The sequence below is a fragment of the Baekduia alba genome, from assembly GCF_028416635.1.
GTDB classification, from domain to species: domain Bacteria; phylum Actinomycetota; class Thermoleophilia; order Solirubrobacterales; family Solirubrobacteraceae; genus Baekduia; species Baekduia alba.
Map to the genome: position 1 here is coordinate 4968699 of NZ_CP114013.1, position 17226 is coordinate 4985924.

The 17226-nt window shown below is 73.8% G+C and carries 19 protein-coding genes, 1 pseudogene and 1 riboswitch; of the genes and pseudogenes, 9 read left to right on the forward strand and 11 right to left on the reverse strand.

The annotated features are described in order from the left end of the window. Positions 1-15: 15 nt before the first annotated feature. The 3 genes from DSM104299_RS24875 to DSM104299_RS24885 are packed head-to-tail and all read right to left on the reverse strand — an operon-like array spanning position 16 to position 1200. Positions 16-204 carry a hypothetical protein gene (locus tag DSM104299_RS24875; protein ID WP_272474359.1) on the reverse strand — a complete coding sequence of 63 codons (189 nt, stop codon included), beginning with the start codon at positions 202-204 and terminating at the stop codon, positions 16-18. Then, positions 201-956, reverse strand: coding sequence for a CbtA family protein (locus DSM104299_RS24880; protein WP_272474360.1), 756 nt, complete (start codon positions 954-956; stop codon positions 201-203). Before DSM104299_RS24880 ends, DSM104299_RS24875 begins: the two co-directional genes overlap by 4 nt. Before the next feature lie 19 nt (positions 957-975). Then, positions 976-1200, reverse strand: a complete 225-nt coding sequence (locus DSM104299_RS24885) for a CbtB domain-containing protein (protein WP_272474361.1) — start codon at positions 1198-1200, stop codon at positions 976-978. A gap of 42 nt (positions 1201-1242) precedes the next feature. After that, positions 1243-1377, reverse strand: a riboswitch (cobalamin riboswitch). A 30-nt stretch (positions 1378-1407) separates the two neighbouring features. Between DSM104299_RS24885 and DSM104299_RS24890 the strand changes: the two genes are divergently transcribed. After that, the gene (locus DSM104299_RS24890; RefSeq protein WP_272474362.1) at positions 1408-2097 is read left to right on the forward strand and encodes a cobalamin B12-binding domain-containing protein; all 690 of its coding nucleotides are present in this window, start codon (positions 1408-1410) and stop codon (positions 2095-2097) included. A gap of 30 nt (positions 2098-2127) precedes the next feature. Here DSM104299_RS24890 and DSM104299_RS24895 read toward each other — a convergent pair whose 3' ends face one another. From DSM104299_RS24895 to DSM104299_RS24905, 3 genes are all read right to left on the reverse strand, one after another. Continuing rightward, positions 2128-3540: an FAD-dependent oxidoreductase gene (locus tag DSM104299_RS24895; RefSeq protein ID WP_272474363.1), complete on the reverse strand. Its 1413-nt coding sequence runs from the start codon at positions 3538-3540 to the stop codon at positions 2128-2130. 200 nt (positions 3541-3740) lie between these two features. Further along, positions 3741-4604, reverse strand: a complete 864-nt coding sequence (locus tag DSM104299_RS24900) for an ABC transporter permease (RefSeq protein ID WP_272474364.1) — start codon at positions 4602-4604, stop codon at positions 3741-3743. Then, positions 4601-5608, reverse strand: coding sequence for an ATP-binding cassette domain-containing protein (locus DSM104299_RS24905; RefSeq protein WP_272474365.1), 1008 nt, complete (start codon positions 5606-5608; stop codon positions 4601-4603). Before DSM104299_RS24905 ends, DSM104299_RS24900 begins: the two co-directional genes overlap by 4 nt. 45 nt (positions 5609-5653) lie before the next feature. On the opposite strand from DSM104299_RS24905, the gene DSM104299_RS24910 reads away from it, so the two are divergent. The 5 genes and pseudogenes from DSM104299_RS24910 (at position 5654) to DSM104299_RS24930 (ending at position 8863) form a co-directional block, all read left to right on the forward strand. Further along, positions 5654-6367, forward strand: coding sequence for a TetR/AcrR family transcriptional regulator (locus DSM104299_RS24910; protein ID WP_272474366.1), 714 nt, complete (start codon positions 5654-5656; stop codon positions 6365-6367). Further along, entirely contained in the window at positions 6360-7148 is a 789-nt protein-coding gene (locus tag DSM104299_RS24915; RefSeq protein WP_272474367.1) for a siderophore-interacting protein, read from the forward strand. The genes DSM104299_RS24910 and DSM104299_RS24915 overlap by 8 nt, the downstream gene beginning before the upstream one ends. Before the next feature lie 34 nt (positions 7149-7182). Next, positions 7183-7791, forward strand: coding sequence for a sulfite oxidase-like oxidoreductase (locus DSM104299_RS24920; protein ID WP_272474368.1), 609 nt, complete (start codon positions 7183-7185; stop codon positions 7789-7791). A 72-nt stretch (positions 7792-7863) separates the two neighbouring features. After that, a complete protein-coding gene (locus tag DSM104299_RS24925; protein ID WP_272474369.1) occupies positions 7864-8559 on the forward strand; it encodes a ferredoxin reductase in 696 nt (231 codons plus the stop codon). Positions 8560-8564: 5 nt separating this feature from the next. Next, positions 8565-8863: pseudogene (locus DSM104299_RS24930) on the forward strand (DUF6510 family protein). A 157-nt stretch (positions 8864-9020) separates the two neighbouring features. Here DSM104299_RS24930 and DSM104299_RS24935 read toward each other — a convergent pair. Genes DSM104299_RS24935 through DSM104299_RS24950 form a run of 4 tightly spaced genes read right to left on the reverse strand, consistent with a single transcriptional unit; the run spans position 9021 to position 12813 of the window. Further along, positions 9021-9341 carry a UBP-type zinc finger domain-containing protein gene (locus DSM104299_RS24935; RefSeq protein WP_272474371.1) on the reverse strand — a complete coding sequence of 107 codons (321 nt, stop codon included), beginning with the start codon at positions 9339-9341 and terminating at the stop codon, positions 9021-9023. Continuing rightward, positions 9338-10798, reverse strand: coding sequence for an ATP-binding protein (locus DSM104299_RS24940; RefSeq protein ID WP_272474372.1), 1461 nt, complete (start codon positions 10796-10798; stop codon positions 9338-9340). The genes DSM104299_RS24935 and DSM104299_RS24940 overlap by 4 nt, the downstream gene beginning before the upstream one ends. Beyond that, on the reverse strand, positions 10795-12465 hold the full coding sequence (locus DSM104299_RS24945) for an NAD(P)/FAD-dependent oxidoreductase (protein ID WP_272474373.1): 1671 nt from the start codon (positions 12463-12465) through the stop codon (positions 10795-10797). Before DSM104299_RS24945 ends, DSM104299_RS24940 begins: the two co-directional genes overlap by 4 nt. Before the next feature lie 48 nt (positions 12466-12513). Further along, positions 12514-12813 (reverse strand): hypothetical protein, encoded by a 300-nt coding sequence (locus tag DSM104299_RS24950; protein ID WP_272474374.1) that lies wholly within the window; start codon positions 12811-12813, stop codon positions 12514-12516. A 69-nt stretch (positions 12814-12882) separates the two neighbouring features. On the opposite strand from DSM104299_RS24950, the gene DSM104299_RS24955 reads away from it, so the two are divergent. Beyond that, positions 12883-13920 carry an LLM class flavin-dependent oxidoreductase gene (locus DSM104299_RS24955; protein ID WP_272474375.1) on the forward strand — a complete coding sequence of 346 codons (1038 nt, stop codon included), beginning with the start codon at positions 12883-12885 and terminating at the stop codon, positions 13918-13920. On the opposite strand, the gene DSM104299_RS24960 is transcribed toward DSM104299_RS24955, so the two are convergent. Further along, positions 13917-14309, reverse strand: coding sequence for a DUF2510 domain-containing protein (locus tag DSM104299_RS24960; RefSeq protein WP_272474376.1), 393 nt, complete (start codon positions 14307-14309; stop codon positions 13917-13919). The genes DSM104299_RS24955 and DSM104299_RS24960 overlap by 4 nt on opposite strands. Positions 14310-14451: 142 nt before the next feature. On the opposite strand from DSM104299_RS24960, the gene DSM104299_RS24965 reads away from it, so the two are divergent. Both DSM104299_RS24965 and DSM104299_RS24970 read left to right on the forward strand, forming a co-directional pair. Beyond that, positions 14452-15312: a hypothetical protein gene (locus tag DSM104299_RS24965; protein WP_272474377.1), complete on the forward strand. Its 861-nt coding sequence runs from the start codon at positions 14452-14454 to the stop codon at positions 15310-15312. 162 nt (positions 15313-15474) lie between these two features. Then, positions 15475-16950, forward strand: a complete 1476-nt coding sequence (locus tag DSM104299_RS24970; protein WP_272474378.1) for a recombinase family protein — start codon at positions 15475-15477, stop codon at positions 16948-16950. Positions 16951-17226 lie beyond the last annotated feature (276 nt).

The following is a 17226-nucleotide window of genomic DNA, read 5'->3' on the forward strand; positions in this document are numbered from 1 at the left end:
CTCCGCATCACGACCCTAGAAGTCGTCGGGGTCCGGCTCGTCCTCGGTGAAGATCGTCTGCACCGGGTGACGGAGCAGGACCCCGAGCTTCGTGCGGTCCTCGGCGCCGAGCGTGAACCAGATCCCGACGGCCCCGACGACGAGCGCGAACGCCCCGGCACCGGTGGCCAGCAGGACTTGGGTCATGCCCGACGCGAGGATCATGGGGCGACGGTAGCGCCCGCGGGCGCGCGAGCGCGACGCCGGGCCGCGGGCTCCAGGAGCCGCTCGGCCGCGGCGCCGAACCCGAGGCCGAGCGTGAGCCAGAGCGTCGCGTTGATCCCGAGCGACGCGAGGCGGAACCGGTAGAGGACGTCGGCCGGGAAGCCGGCGGGCGTCTCGTGCACGGCCGGGAGGATGAGCTCGGCGGCCGCGACGACGGCGATCAGCGCGGCGCCCGCGAGGATCGCGGCGTTCCACGCGCCGACGCGCGGGCGGAGCTGCCGGTCGATGCGCGCGGCCGCGATCAGCGTCAGCAGCGAGATCGCGATCATCGCGAAGAACAGCACCGTGCGCCGGTCGATCGTGTCCGGGCTGCCGACGGTCGGCGGGTTGGCGGGGTACTTCGTGGACGGGATCAGCGTGACCACCGCGAACGCGCCGGCGGCGAGGAGCGCGGCGGTCGCCCGCGCCCGGACCGCGCCGAGGCGGCCGTAGGCGTAGGCGAACGTGAGGCCGAGCAGGCCGCCGAGCGCGACGCCGGTCGCGAGGGTCCCGGTCAGCAGCCCGAGCGTGCGCTGGACGCCGCGGGAGACGACCTCGGGCGCCGCCGGCTCGTGGCGCAGCGCCGCGAGGTGGTCCTCGAAGTCGATGGCGTGCTGGACCTGCGGCTCACCGAAGGCGTAGGCGAACGCGAAGGCGAGCAGCCCGGCGAGGACGCCGACGAGCATCCCCCGGATCAGGAGTGGACGAACCATGATGATGCCCTCGCTCTGCCTAGTGGCAGGGGAAGCCGAGCAGGTGGCGCGCGTCGTGCACGAACTCGTGGACGTCGGTCCCCGAGATCATGGACACCGCGCCCTCTTCGGCCCCGACGAAGTAGATGATGATCATGAGCACGAGCCCGCCGAACAGCGCGTAGGGCAGCAGCTCGCGCGGCGAGGCGACCGGAACTGGCGCGGTTGCGGCGCCGGCATGGCGCTCGAGAGCGACTTCGGACATCTGGCACTTCCTCCTCGGGATTGACGCGTCCCGTCAGTGGTGATCTGGAAGCGTGCGGGAGGGAGTGTCTGGCTCCCGGGGCCTTGCCCCGGTCACAGTGGCGCGACCGCGCCGGACTCACACCGGCTTCCTCGCTCCTCACACTTGCGCGACGGATCCTACGCGACCGGGCAAGCGGGCGTACGCTTCGTGACCAGGAGAGCTGACGTGGTCGCCGAGCACGACGACGAGGATCGGGCGCAGCTGCTGAGGCTGGCGGCGGACCTGCAGCGGGCGTATGCCGACGCGGTGCTCGCGGGCGATCCGCGGATGGCGGAGACGGTCATCCGCGAGGCGATCGAGGCCGGGCTCGGCGAGGCCGACATCGACGACCAGGTCATCGCGCCCGCGTTGCGGCTGGTGGGCGACCTGTGGGCCGACGGCGAGCTGTCGATCGCCGAGGAGCACGCGGCGACGGCGATCTCGCTGCGCGTGATCTCGCTGCAGCGCGAGGCGTTCCGCGCCGCCCGGCAGCGCGCGTCGCAGCGGGTCCTGCTCGCCGGCGCCCAGGGCGAGCAGCACGTCGTCGGGCTCCAGATGGCGGCGAGCCTCGTCCTGTCCTCCGGCTACGACGTCCGGCTGCTCGGCCCCGACCTGCCGGTCGGCGAGGTCGGCAAGGCCATCGACAAGCACGACCCGGCGGTGATCGGCTTCACCACGGCGTCGTCGGCGTCGGCGCTCAACCTCCCGCCCGCCTTCGCGGCGATCCGCGACCGCGATCCCGACGTCGGGCTCGTCGTCGGCGGGCGCGGCGTCGACGAGTCCTGGGCCGCGACCTGGGACGTCGTCGTCTGCCACCACGTCGCCGACGCGACCACCCAGATCGACGCGCTCGTGCAGCGCGCGCGGCGGAACTGACGCGGGTGCGGCGCCGCGGCCGCCGTGCCGCTAGTGGTTGCTCGTCGCCCGCGAGCGCTCGATGAGGTCGGCCAACCGCACCAACTTGATGCGAGGGCGGCCGTGGGGCTCGCCGGAGGTCTTCTCGTGGGCGTCGATCGCTTCCCAGCCGGCCCAGGTGACCGAGTCCGGCGCCCGCTCGGCGTAGAAGGCGGCGATGTCGTCGGGGTCGGGCGCGGTCGGCGCGTTCAGCGTCCCGGCGTCGCGGTCCTCGAGGATCCGCGCGACGGTGTCGGCGGCGTCCTTCTTGTTGGTGCCGATGACCCCGGACGGGCCGCGCTTGATCCAGCCGACGACGTACTCGCCGTGGTGCGCGTCGCCCGACTCGGCGCACACGCGGCCGCCGGTGTTGCGGATCAGGCCGCGGCGCTCGTCGAACGGGACGTCGTCGACGGGCTTGCCGCGGTAGCCGATCGAGCGCAGGACCAGGCCGGCCTCGATGACCTCCTCGTCGCCGGTCGCGACGGCGCGCAGGCCGCCGCCCTCGGTCGGCTGGATCTCGTTGCGGACGACGCGCACGCCGGTGACCGGGCCGTGCTCGCCCTCGCCGAGGATCTCGACTGGGGAGCGCAGGAAGCGCAGGACGATCTTGTGCGAGGCGTCCTTGGGGCCGGCGGCCGCGTAGTCGCGCAGGATCTCGACGTTCTTGCGCGCGGTGATGTCGGCCTCCTCCTCCAGCCACCGGGCGGAGTGCGCGTCGAGCTCGAGGTCGCCGACGTCGACGTCGACGCCCGCGCGCTGCAGGTCGGCCAGCTCGCGCAGCTCGGGGTTGGTGAACGCCGCCTGCGCCGGGCCGCGTCGGCCGAGCAGGACGACCTCCTTGACCTGCGACTCGGCGAGCACCTCGATCGCGTGGTCGGCGGTGTCGGTCGGCGTCAGCTCGTCGGGATGCAGCACCAGCATGCGCGCGACGTCGATCGCCACGTTGCCGTTGCCGATGACGACCGCGCGCTCGGTGGTGAGGTCGTACGCGTGATCGGCGGCGTCGGGGTGGCCGTTGTACCAGCCGACGAACTGCGTCGCCCCGTGCACGCCCGGCCGGTCCTCGCCGGGGATCCCGAGACGGTTGTCGTCGCTGGTCCCCAACGCGTACAACACGACGTGGTAGCGCTCCAGCAGCTCGGCGCGCGTGACGTCGCGACCGAGGACGACGCCGCCGAAGAACCGGAAGCCGTCCTTCTTCGCCGTCTTCTCGTACACGCGCGTGACGGCCTTGATCTTCGGATGGTCCGGCGCGACGCCCGCGCGCACGAGCCCGAAGGGCGTCGGCAGCGCGTCCAGCAGATCGACCTCGAAGCCGGCGTTGATCAGCTGGTCGGCGGCGTAGAAGCCTGACGGCCCAGCACCGACGATCACCACCCGGGGCGCATCGGTGGCAGCGGAGTCAGGTGCGTTCTCGGTCATCAGTCGCAAATCCAAGGAAAGGGGACCAGGAACCCCGACTTTAGCGGTTGGATATGCGAGGACGCGGTGAGGCCGGGCCGTTCCGGCAGCGATCGGTGGCACGGCAGCGGGCGGCGCGAGGCGGCACGAGGACTCCGGCGCGCATCGCAGCGCGCGCCGGAGCCCTGTGGGGGATTCCGCCCTTGGCCAGGTGGGTGGGGCTAGGACTTGATGGAGCGCTGGTAGGAGCGCACGGCCAGCGGCGCGCAGACGACGACGATCCCGACGGCCCACAGCAACGTGTAGGCGACGGGGTGCGCGAGGGGCCACACCGCGTCCGGCGGCGCGGTGCCGCCCGGGTTCTGGAACAGGTGGCGCAGCGCGTTGGCCAGCGACGACGTCGGGTTCCACTCGGCGATCGTCTTCAGCACGCCCGGCAGCGTGCTCGTCGGCACGAACGTCGAGGCGATGAACGTCACCGGGAAGATCACGACGAACGCCACGCCCTGCACGCCCTCCGGCGTCGGGACCAAGGACCCCAACAACACGCCGACCCAGATCATCGCGAAGGAGAACACGACCATCAGGCCGTAGGCGCCCAGGATGTCCAGCACGCCGGAGTGGATCCGCCAGCCGACGACCAACCCGGTCACGGTCATGAACGCGATCGGCAGGAACGCGCGGATGAGGTTGGCGACCGCGTGGCCGGCGAGCACGCTCGAGCGCGGGATCGGCAGCGAGTGGAAGCGGTCGATCGCCCCGTTGTTGCGGTCGTTGGACAGCGCGAGCGCCACGCCGAAGCAGCCGAACACGATCGTCTGGGCGAAGATCCCGCCCATCAGGAACTCCTTGTAGCTCCCGCCGCCCGGCACGCTGATCGCGCCGCCGAAGACGTAGGCGAACAGCAGCACGAACATGACCGGCTGGATCGTCGCGTCCGACAGCGCCTCCGGCTGGCGGCGCATGTGCAGCAGCCCGCGGCGGGCGATCACCCACGTGTCGGACGCGAACGTCGCGCGCGTCGACGCGGGCCGCGTGGGCGCGGGCGTCGCGCCGGGACCGGCGGTGGCGGCCTGGGTGCTCATCGGTGCTCCTCGGAGATCGTGGCCAGCGGGACGTCGGCGACCTCGCCGGCGTCCTGCTCGGGCGGTGAGCCGGTCAACGTCAGGAAGACGTCGTCCAGCGTGGGCTGCGCGAGCCCCAGGTCCTCGACGGCGACGTCGGCGTCGGCGAGCGCGTCGGCCAGCGCGCCGATCGCGGCCACGCCGCCGGAGGCCGGCGCGACGACCGACCGCGCGCCCTCGTCCACCGCCGGCGCGACGCCGGCGATGCGCTCCACGATCTGCGCGACCACGTCCAGGTCGTCGCGCGCCGCGACGACGACGCGCAGCTGGTCGCCGCCGACCTGGCGCTTGAGCGACCGCGCGTCGCCGCGCGCGATCACGCGCCCGTGGTCGACCACCACGATGTCGTCGGCCAGCCGGTCGGCCTCTTCGAGGTACTGCGTCGTCAGCAGGATCGTCGCGCCGCCCGAGACGAGCCCGTCGAGCACGTCCCACAGCTCGTTGCGCGCCCGCGGGTCCAGCCCCGTCGTCGGCTCGTCGAGGAACAGCACCTCGGGCGCGGCGACGAGCGTCGCGGCCAGGTCCAGCCGGCGCCGCATGCCGCCCGAGTACTCCTTGGCCAGCTTGTCGCCGGCGTCGCTCAGCGAGAACTGCTCCAGCAGCACGGTCGCGCGCGCCTGCGCGCGCTTGCGGCCGAGGTGGTGCAGCTCGCCGATCATCGTCAGGTTCTCGTGGCCGGTCAGCAGCTGGTCGACGGTCGCGTCCTGCGCCGCGAGGCCGAGCACGCGGCGCGCCGCCACCGGATCGGCGACGACGTCGTGGCCGGCGACGAACGCGCGGCCCTCGTCGGGCTGCGTGAGCGTCGTGAGCACGCGGACCGCCGTGGTCTTGCCGGCGCCGTTGGGACCGAGCAGGGCGCATACGGCACCGCGCGCGACCGAGAGGTCGACGCCGTCGAGCGCGCGCTTCGCGCCATAGCGCTTCACCAGGCCAGAGGCCTCGATCGCATTGGGGAGAGGGGTCACGTCCAGCAGCTTGGCAAATTTTCCACTCGGTGTAAAGTTCGCCCCATGGCAACCACGCGGCCGCCGTCGACCGCCGGCGTCCCGCCCGCAGGACTGCGGGCCTGGAAGAAGGAGCGCACGCGCTCGACGATCTCGGACGTCGCGACCAGGCTCTTCATGCGCGACGGCTTCGAGGCGGTGACCGTCGCCCAGATCGCCGCGGCCGCCGAGGTCTCGGTCAAGACGGTGTTCAACTACTTCCCGTCGAAGGAGGACCTCTTCTTCGACCGCGCCGACGACGTCATCGGCGCGCTGGCCGACGCGGTGGTCGACCGCCCGCCCGGCACGACGGTCATCGGCGCGCTGCACGCCGTCCTGGCCGACCGCCGCGTCCCGTTCGACCTCGACGGCTGGCGCGCGCTGCGCGACCCCGAGGGCTACGAGCGGTTCCGGCGCTTCCTGGAGACCGAGGCGGCCTCCCCCGCGCTGCGCACGCGCCGCCTCGCGATCGGCGAGCTGTGGACGATCCGGCTCACCCAGCTCGTCGCCCATCAGCTGCGGCTCGGCCCCGGCGACCCGCGCGCGGCGGCGATGGCGAGCATGATCGCCGCCGCGATGGCGCTCCGCGCCCGGACGGTCACCGCCGCGATGCTCGAGCGCCTCAGCGCCCGCACGGTCGAGCGCCGCGTGCGCTCCGTGGTCGACGAGTCCTTCACGCGCATCGCGCACGCGTACGAGGACATCGACGTCCCGCGCGCTATACCCAGGGACCATGGCTGACGCCCCGCGCCCCGCGCGCAACCGCACGCCCCGCCTCGCGCGGGTGATCTCCAAGGACCAGCTGACGCCGCACATGATCCGGATCGTCTTCGGCGGCGAGGGCCTGGACGGGTTCGCGGTCGGGGAGTTCACCGACCACTACGTCAAGCTCAAGATCCCCGCGGGCGACGACCAGACGCGCACGCGCACCTACACCGTGCGCGAATGGGACGCCACGCGCGGCGAGCTGACGATCGACTTCGTCGTCCACGGCGACGAGGGCTTCGCCGGCCCGTGGGCCGCGGCCGCCCAGCCGGGCGACACACTCGCGTTCAACGGCCCCGGCGGCGGCTACACACCGGACCCGGAGGCCGCCTGGCACCTGCTGGTCGGCGACCCGTCGGTCATCCCGGCGATCAGCGCCTCGCTGGCCCGCATCCCGGCGGGCGTCCCGGTCCACGTCCTGATCGAGGCCGACGGCCCCGACGACGAGCAGGCGCTCGCGACGCCCGGCGACCTGCACGTCAACTACACCCACGGCGGCCCGGGCAGCATCGTCGAGACGATCGAGTCCTACACCTTCCCCGACGGTCCGGTCAGCGCCTTCGTGCACGGCGAGGCGAGCACGGTGCGCGCCGTCCGCAAGCACCTGCTCGTCGACCGCGAGATCCCGCGCGAGGCGATCTCGGCCTCCGGCTACTGGAAGCTGACGCTGACCGACGAGGGCTGGCGCGAGAACAAGGCGGAGTGGAACCGGCTGGCCGAGCAGGACGTGGCCGCCGTCGCTCCGTCACGTGACTGATGACGGGGCTTGCGGCGCGGTCTAGCATCGCCGCATGCCGCCCTTCACCCGCGGGTTCCACGGCCGGCCGCGCCGCCCCGACGTCGACCCGGCGCGCGTCCCGCCCGGCCAGTACGTCGTCGAGGACTTCCCGGTCCTGTCGGCCGGGCCGACGCCGCGCACGCCGATCGACCAATGGTCCTTCACGATCCAGGGCGCGGTCGACGCGGCGCAGACCTGGACGTGGGAGGAGCTGAACGCGCTCCCGCAGGAGACGTTCACGGTGGACATCCACTGCGTGACGAAGTGGACGAAGCTCGGGACGGCGTGGACGGGCGTGTCGGTCGACACGCTGCTCGAAGGCGTCGGGACCGAGGCCGAGTACGTGAGCGTGCACGCCGACGGCGGCTACACCACCAACCTGCCGCTCGAGGACCTCAGCGACGGCAAGGCGTGGATCGCGCACACGTTCGACGGCGAGCCGCTGGAGCCCGCGCACGGCGGGCCGGCGCGGCTGGTCGTGCCGCACCTGTACTTCTGGAAGAGCGCGAAGTGGGTGCGCGGGCTGACGCTGACCGTCGACGACGAGCCCGGCTTCTGGGAGCTCGCGGGGTACAACAACTACGGCGACCCGTGGCGCGAGCAGCGCTACTGGGGCGACTGAGTGACCGCCGGCGCGCCTGCGCCTGGGCCCGCGCCCGCGTGGATCACGTGGCGGACGGCGACGATCACCGCGGTGGTCGACGAGACCGCGCACGCCCGGACGCTCGCGCTCGACGTCCCCGGCTGGCCCGGCCACCACGCCGGGCAGCACCTCGACGTCCGGCTGACCGCGGAGGACGGCTACCAGGCCGAGCGCTCGTACTCGATCGCGAGCGCGCCGGAGGACGCGCGCGTCGCGCTGACGATCGAGCGCATCGACGACGGCGAGGTCTCGCCGTACCTGGCCGGCGACGTCGTCGTCGGCGACGCCTTCGAGATCCGCGGGCCGATCGGCGGGCACTTCACGTGGCGGGCGTCCGACGGCGGGCCGGTGCTGCTCGTCGGGGGCGGGAGCGGGCTGGTCCCCCTGATGGCGATGCTGCGCCACCGGGCCCGCGCCGGGAGCCGGGCCGACGCCCGGCTGCTCGTGAGCGCCCGGACGGTCGACGACCTGCTCTACCGCGACGAGCTCGAGCGCCTGGCGAGCGCCATGGACGGCCTGAGCATCACCACGACCTTGACGCGCGGGACGCCGGACGGCTGGAAGGGCCACGGCCGTCGCGTCGACGCCGCGATGCTGGGTGAGGTCGGCCCCGCCGCGAGCGCGGCGCCCAAGGTCTTCGTCTGCGGCCCCACGCCCTTCGTCGAAGCGGTCGCCGACGAGCTGGTTGCCCTCGGCCACGGCGCGGCCGCGATCCACACCGAGCGGTTCGGACCTACAGGAGGATGACGGACATGAACGACCAGGTCGACGCCCTCGTCTTGGACGGCAACGCGATCGGCGGACTGCTGGCCGACGTCTTCGGCGGTGCCGAGCTCACCGCCGCACCTCGCGGCTGCGGCTCCTGCGGCAGCGCCATGCGATCGGCGAGCACCGCCTCTACCGCGGCGCCGGCTTCGTCCTGCGCTGCCCGGGCTGCGGCGAGGTCGCGCTGACCGTGGTCGACGGCGACGGGTTCCGGGAGGTCCGGCTGGCGGGGGCGTGGTCGGTCCGCGTTCCGGGCCCACCCGCGCCGCCGATCCCGGAGGCGTAGGGCGCCGATCCCGGAGGCGTAGGGCGCCGATCCCGGAGGCGTAGGGCGCAAGCGGTTGGTGGCGCCCAGCGCGGTTTCGCTGGGTGCTGCGTGGCGTGGTGCGTCCCACGCCCCGCACTGCGCGCCACCCGCGCCCGCCGCCCGCCCGCGCCCGCCCCTACGCCAGCATCGGCGACGGCGGGATCCGGGTCTGGCCCGTGATCTGGGGGATCCGCATGCCGAGGGAGTCGGCGAAGCACCAGACCCAGTCCTCGCCCGGCTCGAGGGAGCGGATGAGCTGGTGGCTGGTGGCGCCGGCGTGGGCGGTCGCGTGCTTGCCCGGGGAGTCGTCGCAGCAGCCGACGTGGCCGCAGGTCAGGCAGATGCGCAGGTGCAGCCACACGCCGCCCGTGGCGAGGCAGTCCTCGCAGCCGGCGACCTCCTCGGGCAGCTCGGTGATCTCGATCTGGTCGAGATGGGAACAGCTGGTCGGGCTCATGGCGCGGGCTCCTCGGTGGTGGCTGGCTTGGGGACGCCGTTGGTGATGGTCGCATCCGGCAGCGGCAGCCACACGTGGAACGTCGTCCCGTCCGGGCCCGTCTCGAACCCGAGGCTGCCGTCGTGGCGGTCCTCGACGATGCGGCGCACGGTGTCGAGGCCGAGCCCGGTCCCCTTGCCGGGCTCCTTGGTGGTGTAGAACGGCTCGAGCACGCGGCGGCGTGCCGCCTCCGGGATGCCCGGGCCGTCGTCGCCGATGTCGACGCGGACGCACGGACCCTCGACGCGCGCCCGGATCGTGATCGTGCCGTCCTGGCCCAGGGCGTCGACCGCGTTGTCGATCAGGTTGGTCCAGACCTGGTTGAGCTCGGAGCCGTGGACGGCGAGCTTGGGCAGGTCCTCCTCGAACTCCTTGCGCACGGCGATCTTGGTGTGCTTGAGCTTGTGGCCGAGGACCTTGATGGTGGCCTTGATCCCCTCGCGCACGTCGACCGTGACGACCTCGCCGCGGTCCATGTAGCTGTAGGTCTTGATCGCGCCGACGAGGTCGCTCATGCGCGCGGCGGACTCCTGCAGCTCCTCGGCCAGGCCGCGGGCGGAGAGCGTCGCGGCGATCCACGCCAGCGCCTTCGACGTCGCGGCCGGCCCCGCGTGGCGGGCGACGGCGCCCAGCCACTCGTCGTCGACGTCGGCCGCGGCCAGGATCTCGGCCAACCGCCACGCCTCCTCGACGCCAAGGTCCTCCAGGCGGTCGAGCATCTCGTCCTCGGCGTCGGCGGCGTCGACCGTCGACTGCTCCTCGGCCGCGGCGGCGCGGGCGACCGCCTCGCGCTGGAGCTCGACGAGCCGGGCGGCGTCCTCGCGCTCGATGCCCGCGTCGACGAACGACGCGATCACGTCCATGACGACGTCCAGCGTGTCGGCCATCTGCGCGGCGGCGCGCTGGACGGCGGCCGCCGGGTTGTTGAGCTCGTGCGCCAGCCCCGCGGCCATCGTGCCCAGCGACGCCAGGCGCTCGCGGTCGTTGTCGATCGCCGCCAGCCGCGCGGTGACCGGCCCGATCGCCTGCATGATCTTGCGGTGGACGCTGCGGTGGGACATCGCGAGGTCGGTGAACGCCCCCAGCGGCACGAGGCCGATCACGCAGTCGGTCTCGGCCTGCATGCGCACGCCGATCGGCGACTCGGTGATCGCGGCGATCGCCTGCATCCACGTCGGCGCCTCCATGTGGCCGAGCGGCTCGTAGCGCTCGTCGGCCAGCTTATACATGCGCGTGCGGCCGTCGAGCAGGAGCAGCAGGCCGCGCGCGGACGCGTCCTGCTCGGCGATGATCTCCCCCGCCGGGACGTTGAACGCCTGCGTGGCGGCGCGCCACTGCTCCAGCTCGGCGTCGGCCAGGCCGTCGAAGAGATCGACCCGGCGGACGTCGTCGAGCGTGACCGGCACGGCGGGGTTCATGCCGCCGCGAGGTACTCGTGGATGAGCGAGACGGCCATCGACCCCTCGCCGACCGCGCTGGCCACGCGCTTGATCGAGCGCGCGCGCACGTCGCCGGCGACGAACACGCCGGGCACGCTGGTCTCCAACACGTAGGGGTCGCGCTTGAGCGGCCACCCGGCCGCGCGCGCGTCCGCGCCCGCGAGGATGAACCCGCGCTCGTCGCGGGCGATGACGTCGTTGAGCCACTGCGTCCGCGGCGCCGCGCCGACGAACACGAAGCACGCGTCGGTCGGCTCCACGGTCTCGGTGCCGTCATCGTGGCGGATGCGCATCGCCTTGAGGTGGTCGTCCTCGCCGATCGCCTCGGCCGCCACCGACCCGGTCCGGACGTCGATGTTCGGCAGCGCCGCGATCTGCTCGATCAGGTAGCTCGACATGGACTTGGTCAGCGAGTCGGCCCGGACGAGCATCGTCACCTGCGCGGCCCAGTTGCTGAAGTAGACGGCGGCCTGGCCGGCGGAGTTCGCCCCGCCGATGATCACGACGCGCTGCTGGGCGCACGAGCGCGCCTCGCTGAGCGCCGCGCCGTAGTACACGCCCGCGCCGGTCAGCTCCTCGAAGCCCGGCGTGTCGAGCTTGCGGTAGGAGACGCCGGAGGCGATCAGCACGGTGTTGGCGCTCAGCGCGCCGCCGCCGCTGAGCCGGACGAGCCGGCCCGTGCCCTCGACCTCGAGCGAGACCGCGTCCTGGACCGTGAGCAGCTCGGCGCCGAGCCGGCGCGCCTGGTCGGTGGCGCGGCGCGCGAGGTCCGAGCCGCTCAGCCCGGTCGGGAAGCCGAGGTAGTTCTCGATCCGCGAGGACGTCCCGGCCTGGCCGCCGGGCGCCTCGCGCTCGACCATCACGGTGCTCAGCCCCTCGCTGGCGCCGTAGACCGCGGCGGCCAGGCCGGCGGGCCCGCCGCCGACGATGACGAGGTCGTAGTGGTCGGTCGCCGGCTGGGCGGCGACGCCGAGGCGCTCGGCCAGCTCGTAGACCGTCGGCTTCTCCAGGACCGAGCCGTCCTCCAGCAGAGCGACCGGCAGGCCGTCCTCGGCGATGCCGGCGACCTTGAGCAGCTCGCGCGCCTCGCCGTCGCGCTCGACGTCCAGCCAGCGGCCGGGCACGCGGTTGCGGGCCAGGAAGTCGCGCAGGTCGTGGGCGGGCTTGGAGAAGCGGTGGCCGATGACGCGCACGCCGCCGGCCTCCAGCGCCGCGCCCGACTCCCAGGTCTGGAGCAGGTCCTCGACGACCGGGTAGAGCTCCTCCTCCGGCGGGTCCCACGGCTTGAGCAGGTAGTAGTCCAGCGCGACCTCGTTGATCGCGGTGATCGCGGCCGAGGTGTCGGCGTAGGCGGTGAGCAGGACGCGCTTGGCCGCCGGCGCGAGCTTGCGCGCCTCGACGAGGTACTCGGTCCCCGACAGGCCGGGCATGCGCTGGTCGGCGATCAGCATCGCGACCTGGTCGCCGCGCGCGACGAGCTCGCGCACGACCTCCAGCGCCTCCTCGCCGCTGTTGGCGCGCAGGACGCGGTACTTCTCGCCGAAGCGGCGGCGCAGGTCGCGGGCGACGGCGGCGAGCACGGCCGGCTCGTCGTCGACCGCGACGATCGCCGGCCGGCGGGTGCGTTCGGGGGCGTCTGAGGACATCTGCTCCGCAGCTTCTCATGCCCGTCGAGAGGCGCTCCCGGGGTTGTCCTAGTCCTTGAACTCGAAGCGGAACGCCTTGGCGCCCGCGGCGCAGCGCCACTGGCCGCCGAACTGGCTGCCGCTGACCTGCGTGCAGCGGAAGGCCTGCACCTTGAACGACTTGGAGATGTTGCCGCGGTAGGACTTCATGACCTTGGTCGCGGCGGCGCAGGTCATGCCGCGCGCCGAGCTGATCTGCGTGTTGGGGTAGTCGGAGTAGGAGCTGCAGTCGACGACCTTGGCCTGGGCGGCAGCGGGGACCAGCACGAGCGCGCAGGTGGCGGTCGCGGCGAGGGTGATCTTCTTCATCGATGGCGACCCTATGAGACGCCGCCGATGATTGCGCGCGCAACTAATCTTGCTAGACTGGGTTGCACTATGGAACTCGGTCTTGCCACCTTCGCCGACCTCCCGGCCGGCACGAGCCCCCAGCAGCGCATGAAGGACCTCCTCGCGGAGGCCAAGCTCGCCGACGAGCTGGGGCTCGACGTCTTCGCGATCGGGGAGCACCACCGCCCCGACTACCTGATCTCCTCCCCCACGGTCGCGCTCGGCGCCGCCGCGGCGATCACCGATCAGATCCGCCTCTCCTCCGCCGTGACCGTGCTGTCCTCCGAGGACCCGGTCCGCGTCTTCCAGCAGTTCGCCGAGATCGACCTGATCTCCGGCGGGCGCGCCGAGATCATGGCCGGGCGCGGGTCGTTCATCGAGTCGTTCCCGCTGTTCGGCAAGGATCTCGACGACTACGACGACCTGTACCTCGAGAACCTCGAGTTGTTGTTGGCCTTGCGTGACAGCGAGGTCGTCACCTGGTCGGGCAAGCACCGCGCGCCGCTGGAGAACGCGGGCGTGTGGCCGCGGCCGGCGCAGGACCCGCTGCCGGTGTGGGTCGCCGTGGGCGGCTCGCCGCAGTCGGTCGTGCGCGCCGCGTCGCTCGGCCTCCCGCTGACGATCGCGATCATCGGCGGCGAGCTGGAGCGCTTCGTGCCGCTGGTCGAGCTGTACCGCGAGGCGTGGGAGGCGGTCGGCCACGACCCCGCCGACGCGACGATCGCGATCAACACCCACACCTACGTCGGCGACGCCGACCGGGAGTTCGCGCCCGGCTACCTGGAGGTCATGAACCGCATCGGCCGCGAGCGCGGCTGGGGCCCGTCGGGCATGGCGCAGTTCCACGCGCTGACGTCGCCGGGCGGCGCGCTGGCGGCCGGGTCGTCGGAGGAGGTCGCCGAGAAGATCCTCTACGGCCACGAGCTGTTCGGGCACCAGCGCTACCTCGGGCACATGAGCCTCGGGTCGGTCGCGCACGCCGACGTGCTCAAGTCGATGGAGAAGTTCGGGACCGAGGTCGCGCCGGTCGTGCGCGCCGAGGTGGCGCGGCGCGAGGCGGCGACCACGACCACGACGGCGGCCTAGCGCGGCGCCCAGCGGTGCTCGGTCCAGCGCTCGCCGTCCCAGAGGCGGCGGACGCCGGCGTTCGGGTCGCCCTCGGGATCGGGGTCGGGGTACCAGCCGGGCGGCGCGTCGGGGCCGGGCGGCGGAACCGCGAGGGTCGCGGTGGGCGTCGCGACCGGATGCGCCGGCCGCGGCGCCGCGGGCGCGCGCGGCTTGCGGTCGGGCACCGCCGCGACGAGCGCGACGACGAGCAGGCCGCCCGCGAGCGCGAGCAGCGCCGTGGCCACCGCGCTGTCGAGCAGGAGGCCGAGCGCGCCGCCTGCGACCGCGCCGATCGCCGCGCCGGGCCCGAGCGTCTTGAGCGGCGGCAGCGGCGAGTGGTGGCGCGGCAGGGAGTGCTGGGACGGCACCGTCTCGCGATGGTCCGGCCGCGGCGGGGGATGGCGCAATCGCCCGCGGAGGGTGAACGCCGCGCGGTGGCTCTGCGCAGGGTTCGTGCCGATTGCGCGCAGATCGGCGGGCTCGCGTCCGGCGTGCCGGAAGCTGGTGTGGATGCACCACCATCGCCTCGTCCTCAACGGCCCGCCGCCGGCGGTCGCGCGCCTGGTCGACGACCTGCGCGCCGCGGGCGCGGAGGGCATCACGCGCGAGCCGCCGGTGCGGCTGGTCTGGACGACGGCGCACGCCTCCGCGGTGGAGGCGCTGTGCGCGCGCCATCGCCGCGTCGTCGTCGGCGTCGAGCGCTTCGAGACGCTCGGCGCCGAGCTCGAGCGGCTCGTCGTCTGCGGGCGCGAGGCGACGGTGCTGGAGCGGCGGGCGTTCGCCGACGAGGAGCTCGCGCCGCTCGGCCCGGAGGCGCTGCGCCGGGTCGCGCTGGGCGTGGCGGCGATGCCGGTCGCGCTCGGGTCCGGGCTGGCCGGGACGGCGCTGGACGACGCGCTGCTGGTCGGGCCGGCGCTCGGGCGGCTGTGCGCGGCGGCGGGCGATCCGTTGGCGGTCGAGCGGCCGCCGCGCGCGGCGGTCGACGCGATCCGGGCGCTCGCGGCGGTCGCGCTGACCGTCGGCGCGAACGCCAGCGCGCCGGCGTCGGACGCCGAGCTGGCCTTCGAGCGCTCCTGGCGCCTGGCGCAGGCGGCGGCGTTCGCGGCGCAGGACGCGTGGTGGGCGCGGCCGGACGACGACGACTGGCCGGAGTGGCTGATGTTCCTGCTGTCGTGCGCGGCCGGGGTCGTCGAGTCCTGCGCGGCGTGCCTGCACCGGCCGCCGCCCGACGTCAAGTCGCTGATCGCCGAGCACCACGCGACGGCCGACGAGCAGCTCGACCACGCCGCCGGGCTGCTGACGATCGTCACCCTCCAGGCCCTGACGCTGTTCGACGACGACGCACATCCGGGACGTGGACGTACCCAATGACATTGCTCTACCTAGACGTAGGCATAGATCTTTCCGATGCGGCAGAAACCGGTGTGCAATCTCGCCGCCTGAAGCGCTACATGTCGCGCCGGCCCACCACACCCGGGGGCCGCGGGGGTCTACAGTCGGTCGCCAAGGCAGGCGGGAGGCAGGAAGGATTCCATGAGGCCCAGGAAGCGTTCTGTCCCAATCGCGACCACGCCCGCTCCGCCGCTCGATCCCGCGCTCGCGTACCTCGGCGCGCCCGACGATCGCGATGCGATCGTGGCCGCGTGCACCGAGCTCCACCTCGACGTCGTCGCGGTCGCCGGCGGTGACGCCGACGACCACGACGCCCTCGCGCTCGCGCTCGAAGCGGTCGCCGAAGGCCCCGCGTCCTGCCTGGTCGTGCGCCGTCTCGGCGACCTGTCGGACGGCGACGGCGGCCTCGCCACCGTGCTGGACCGCATCGACGCCGGCGGCGTCCGCCTCGTCGCCCTCGACGTCGGCCTCGACACCGCCGCGCCCGCCGGCCGCATGGCCCTGCGCCGCCGCCCGCGGCGTGAAGCGCCGTGGCTGAAGGTGCCGGAGGAGCCGGGCGACGACGCGCCGCCGACCGCGGAGACGGCGCCGACCGCGGAGGCAGCGACGGGGGAAGCGGTCGCGCCGACCCCGGCGCCGCCCGCTGGGACGGCAGAGCCGGTCGCGGAGGCACCGCTCACCGCGCCGACGGAGCAGGCCGTCGCGCCACCGCCCGCCGCCGCGCCGACGGAGCAGGCCGTCGCGCCACTACCCGCCGCTGCTCCGCCGCCCGGCTTCGCTGCGCCACTGCCCGCCGCCGCGCCGCCGCCCACCTTTGCCGCGCCGGCGCAGACCTTCGCCGCGCCGCCGCACCCGAGCTTCGCCGCGCCGGCCCCGCCCGCCGCCCCCGCTGGGCCCGTCGCCCCGACCAAGCCCCTCGCGGCCATCGGCTACGCCTCGGCGGCCGGCAGCAAGGACGGCGCCGCCGCCGCGATGTGCGCCCAGCGGGAGGCGATCGCGCGGCATTGCGACGGGTGCCCGGACCTCACGCTGCTGGAGCTGGTCGGCGACCGCGAGTCCACCAAGGACCGCAAGGCGCTCGACCGGCCCGGCCTCTCGCACACGCTGCAGCGGATCGCCGCCGGCGAAGTCACGTGCCTCGTCATCTGCGGCCTGGACCACCTCTCCCGCTCGGTCGCCGAGCTCGGGCAGCTGCTGCGCTGGCTGGACAAGATGGACGTCCGGCTCGTCGCGCTCGACCTCGACCTCGACACCGCGACGGAGTCCGGCCGGACGACGACGAGGGCGCTGGCCGCCGTGTCGGCCTGGGAGCGGGAGCGGCTGTCGGAGCGGACTAAGGCCGGGCTCGCCGCGGCCCGCGCCAAGCGCCACGCCGGCACCGGCGCGGCCGCGCAGCGCACCGCGGCCGTCCACCAGCGGATCGCCGCGATGCGCGCCGACGGCATGACGCTGCAGGCGATCGCCGACGTCCTCAACGCCGAGGGCGTCCCGACGCAGCGCGGCGGCGCGAAGTGGCGGCCGTCGTCGGTCCAGTCCGCCGCCGGCTACAAGCGCCCGCAGCACGCGCGCTCGGCCAGCCGGCTCCCGGACGCGACCCCGGCGCCGACGCCCTCCTAGCCGTCCGACCAGACCGGGGCGGATTTCCGCAAGCGGTCGGGCTGCGTAAACGGCCCGGCCCATTGCGAACTCCGCACCTTCCGGCCGATACTCATCGGCGAGCATTCGGACCACCAGACCAACGCCGTCGATGTCGGAGACGGCGCTGGGCCTCCGGAGTCCGAGCCCTCGCAGACGCAGTGAGGGCATCGTCTTTCGATGAGCCGGACGCACGCCGTGCGCCCGACGGGCACGCATCGCTGCCCGCAACCAGCTGCACACCATCGAAAGGAGCTA

What these genes read in the sequence shown, in the direction of transcription:
- DSM104299_RS24875 (WP_272474359.1), bottom strand. Translation starts at nt 204, where the DNA reads ATGATCCTCGCGTCGGGCATGACCCAAGTCCTGCTGGCCACCGGTGCC.
- DSM104299_RS24880 (WP_272474360.1), bottom strand. Translation starts at nt 956, where the DNA reads ATGGTTCGTCCACTCCTGATCCGGGGGATGCTCGTCGGCGTCCTCGCC.
- DSM104299_RS24885 (WP_272474361.1), bottom strand. Translation starts at nt 1,200, where the DNA reads ATGTCCGAAGTCGCTCTCGAGCGCCATGCCGGCGCCGCAACCGCGCCA.
- DSM104299_RS24895 (WP_272474363.1), bottom strand. Translation starts at nt 3,540, where the DNA reads ATGACCGAGAACGCACCTGACTCCGCTGCCACCGATGCGCCCCGGGTG.
- DSM104299_RS24900 (WP_272474364.1), bottom strand. Translation starts at nt 4,604, where the DNA reads ATGAGCACCCAGGCCGCCACCGCCGGTCCCGGCGCGACGCCCGCGCCC.
- DSM104299_RS24910 (WP_272474366.1), top strand. Translation starts at nt 5,654, where the DNA reads ATGGCAACCACGCGGCCGCCGTCGACCGCCGGCGTCCCGCCCGCAGGA.
- DSM104299_RS24915 (WP_272474367.1), top strand. Translation starts at nt 6,360, where the DNA reads ATGGCTGACGCCCCGCGCCCCGCGCGCAACCGCACGCCCCGCCTCGCG.
- DSM104299_RS24920 (WP_272474368.1), top strand. Translation starts at nt 7,183, where the DNA reads ATGCCGCCCTTCACCCGCGGGTTCCACGGCCGGCCGCGCCGCCCCGAC.
- DSM104299_RS24935 (WP_272474371.1), bottom strand. Translation starts at nt 9,341, where the DNA reads ATGAGCCCGACCAGCTGTTCCCATCTCGACCAGATCGAGATCACCGAG.
- DSM104299_RS24940 (WP_272474372.1), bottom strand. Translation starts at nt 10,798, where the DNA reads ATGAACCCCGCCGTGCCGGTCACGCTCGACGACGTCCGCCGGGTCGAT.
- DSM104299_RS24945 (WP_272474373.1), bottom strand. Translation starts at nt 12,465, where the DNA reads ATGTCCTCAGACGCCCCCGAACGCACCCGCCGGCCGGCGATCGTCGCG.
- DSM104299_RS24950 (WP_272474374.1), bottom strand. Translation starts at nt 12,813, where the DNA reads ATGAAGAAGATCACCCTCGCCGCGACCGCCACCTGCGCGCTCGTGCTG.
- DSM104299_RS24955 (WP_272474375.1), top strand. Translation starts at nt 12,883, where the DNA reads ATGGAACTCGGTCTTGCCACCTTCGCCGACCTCCCGGCCGGCACGAGC.
- DSM104299_RS24965 (WP_272474377.1), top strand. Translation starts at nt 14,452, where the DNA reads ATGCACCACCATCGCCTCGTCCTCAACGGCCCGCCGCCGGCGGTCGCG.
- DSM104299_RS24970 (WP_272474378.1), top strand. Translation starts at nt 15,475, where the DNA reads ATGAGGCCCAGGAAGCGTTCTGTCCCAATCGCGACCACGCCCGCTCCG.